Genomic DNA, 3,479 nt, shown 5'->3' with positions numbered 1-3,479 from the left:
CTTGTGTCTACCAATTCCACCACCAGGGCAACGCAATCTTGCGAGGCCGATTACTGAAAAGTAAAAACACCATCTCTCAGCGACCTAAGCCGTGAGAACGAGGTGTACTTTAACGGAAGGAAAAAATTCGTCAACAATAAATTTTATCTTTTAATTCAAGTGATTAATTATCGAACTCAAAAGAATAAATTTAGTGCAGCTTGTACGGTTCTTATACTTGGATTTCTAATTTAAACGGACAAATCACTGACAACCATTGATTCAAATACCAATTGAATGCGGTGATTTTATTGTTTTAAACCAAGCAAATGGCGTTTTCATGTGCTTTTCACATTCAACTATTAGAGTTTGAAGTAACTCTTATTAAGAAGTAAACATGTGAAACCACTAAAACGATATCAATATGAGCGCTATGCCGTTCTTTGTAACCTCGCCTACCCTAGAGTTTTTAAGCAGACTCGCTATGGTTTTGACCCTAATGGACAACGCATCATCAAGAACCAGTTTGGTAAAACCATGATTCGAGTGCTTTGGAGCAGCGACAAAGACGAAGTGGTTGTCGTTATTAAAGGGTCACACAGCGTGTCAGACTGGCTACTTAACTTCGCCTTATGGACGAGAAGCTGCAAAAGGATTGGACTCAATTACAGAGTGCATGCTGGCTTCTATCATCTAATGTTTCAAGAGAGCCAGCCGAACCGCAACGAAGACAAGTTAGGTTTGAGCGTGATTGAGCGATTAGAAACGGTTCTTGTACCGTTATTGGAACAAGGGAAAAGGATTGCGATTACTGGGCACTCCTCCGGCGGCGCCATCGGTTGTGTCTTTGCGGATTATTTTGACAAGAAATACCCAGGCTGCATTAAGCGAATCGTGACATTTGGACAACCAGCAATTGGTGATTGGAGCTTTAAGAAGCGCTATCGCCTTCGCAAAAAAAACTATCGTATATGTTGTGACATCGACATTGTGACCTTCATGCCGCCTGTACCTTTACTGTATTGGCATGTAGGAAAGGTACTTTGGCTCTACAACGGCAGAATCTATGAGAACACCCCAACGTTTATTCGCCTTGGACGTTCTATTTTTAGCTGGTTGATTAGGCCTTTCTCTTACCACTTGATGAGTAAATACATACGTAATAAAGACTTCTTTGATCAGCATTGAAACTCGCCTTAGCACCACAAAGCAAAAGCACAAACTGATAGCAGTCTGTGCTCTGGTATTTACTAATCTATCTGTATTGCGCTTTGATTGTTAAAGCTTGAATCGAGACAACTCTTGTTTCAAATCACTTGCTAAATTGCTTAGCTGATCCGCCTGAGACACTGCATCCGTCGCATCAAGTGCCATAACGTCACTCACTTCACGAACAGATTCAGTATTAGCATTAATTTCAGCAGTAACCAGTGACTGCTCTTCCGCAGCAGAAGCAATCTGAGTCGCCATATCACTGATCACTTGAATCGCTTCACGGATTTGAGCCAAGCTTTCTCCCGCCATATCAACATCATGCACACTTGTCTCTGCCATGTCGTGACTTTGAGTCATCACTTTAACCGCACTATTTGTCGCCTGTTGCAAGCGCTTGATCTTATCTTCAATTTCTTCAGTTGAAGCATGAGTACGCTGTGACAATACTCGAACCTCATCCGCTACAACGGCAAAGCCACGACCTTGTTCGCCAGCCCTCGCCGCTTCAATCGCAGCATTAAGTGCCAGTAGGTTAGTTTGCTCTGCGATTTCACGTATCGTCGCTAAGATAGACGCTATTTGTTGTCCATGTTCTTCCAGCTCACTAATAATAGATACTGCACTCGTCAGTTCAGTAGCAAGCTCATTGATCGATGATTGGCTTTTGGCCATCTGCTGAAAGCCTTGTTCGCTCAATTCAACCGAATGACTGGCGCTTTTTGCTGTATTGTCTGCGTTAGAAGCGATCTCAGCCGTCGCAGTCGCCATTTCAGTTACCGCAGTAGCTACCATCGTAATTTCATCTTGCTGTCGGCTGACGCTATCACTGCGCTTAAGGGCACTCTCATTGGCATGCTCAGCACCATTGTTCATTGCTGTGGATACTTGAGTAACGTTGGTCATCATTCCATGCAGTCGATCGACAAACACATTGAACTTATCGGCCAACTGACCAACTTCATCTTTGCTGGATACTTGAAGGCGTTGCGTTAAGTCACCTTCACCCTCTGCTATATCTGCGAGAGCTTCGCTCACTCGTCCTAGCTCCACAAGCTGTCGAGCAACAAACCAAGACGTTGCAGCTGCCATCACGATCAAAACAATCAAACCAGTAGTAATTTGGCTGATCAACATGTCGAACAACGGCTGTTCTAAAACTTCTTTGTCCATTTCAATCACAAGCAGCCAGTCCGTGCCTTTAATAGGCTCAGCCATGAGCACTCGTTCGCTACCATCAACTTGAGTAAAGATCGTCGTTAGATTTTGTGCGGCACTGTTCAAACCAGAAACACTGAGTTCAGGCGCAATTTCAGTCACTTGTTTGAGAATGAACTCTTTATTTTGGTGAGCAACGACCGTGCCTTCTTTATCGATTAGAATCGCGCGTCCATTACCCGGAACCTGAATCGCTAGTACGTCTTCGATCAGTTTGTCTAACGCTAAATTAGACGCAACAACACCGATGATCGAGCCATTCTCCGTTACAGGGTCAGTAAGTGTTACCACTAACGCTTGCATTGTGACGCTAACATACGGCTTTGTGGTGACGGCTTTATTCTGAGCTAAAGTCTCTTTGTACCAACCTCGGACTCTTGGGTCATAGCCCGCTTTATTAAGCGAAGGGTCATGACGGAACATCTCCCCCTCTTTATTACCGTAATAACTTAACCCAAAGCCACCAGATACAAGAGTTTGACGCAAATGAGGTACGATATCTAAGGAAGGGTTTAGCTGCACTTGTTGCTTTAAGCCATGCACGGCTTGTTTCTTATCGTGAAACCAATCACTGATCCCTTTCGCGTGTGCATGCAGTGTGTTACGACTCTCGCTTTCTATTGCTTGCCAGCTGTTGTTTTGAAAGGTTTTATAACCCATGAAAAGAAGAATGGCAGATGTCACTGCAATCGCCAAAACTACAGAGAAAACCATCTTTCTCTTTAGACTAAATTGCATATTAAGAACCTCTTATAGAACAATTAAAGAAATATAAAGAGGAACACTATCACTCATAGTCATGTTTTAATTAGGGTTATCCCAAAAAATAATGAAACAAATTGAGCATTATATTTAATTGTGACTTCTATTTATTTACGGGTTTATCAACGACACATGAATTGTAGATTCAATCGAAGATAACTCAGAATAGAAAAGATAATGAAACGGTGAAGCAAGTTGTTTAAAAAAGAAATAGTGACTCAAAGATAGGAAAACCAGAAACGAAAAAACCAGCCGCTAGGACTGGTTTTTTCTAAATGATGGAGGCGCCTCCCGGAGTCGAACCGAGG

The 3,479-nt window shown here is 42.8% G+C and carries 2 protein-coding genes; one reads left to right on the top strand and one right to left on the bottom strand.

What is annotated here, in order from left to right; translation table 11 throughout:
• Positions 1-378 precede the first annotated feature (378 nt).
• A complete protein-coding gene (locus tag A142_RS17140; RefSeq protein WP_019819895.1) occupies positions 379-1,167 on the top strand; it encodes a lipase family protein in 789 nt (262 codons plus the stop codon).
• 90 nt (positions 1,168-1,257) lie between these two features.
• Here the strand turns inward: A142_RS17140 and A142_RS17135 are convergent, their stop codons facing one another.
• Positions 1,258-3,123, bottom strand: coding sequence for a methyl-accepting chemotaxis protein (locus A142_RS17135; protein ID WP_019819894.1), 1,866 nt, complete (start codon positions 3,121-3,123; stop codon positions 1,258-1,260).
• Positions 3,124-3,479: the final 356 nt, after the last annotated feature.

Source organism: Vibrio splendidus 12E03 (genome assembly GCF_000272105.2).
In the GTDB taxonomy this organism is placed as follows: Bacteria; Pseudomonadota; Gammaproteobacteria; order Enterobacterales; family Vibrionaceae; genus Vibrio; species Vibrio splendidus_I.
Note: the sequence above shows the minus strand (reverse complement) of the source record. Positions and strands in the feature narration are given on the sequence as shown.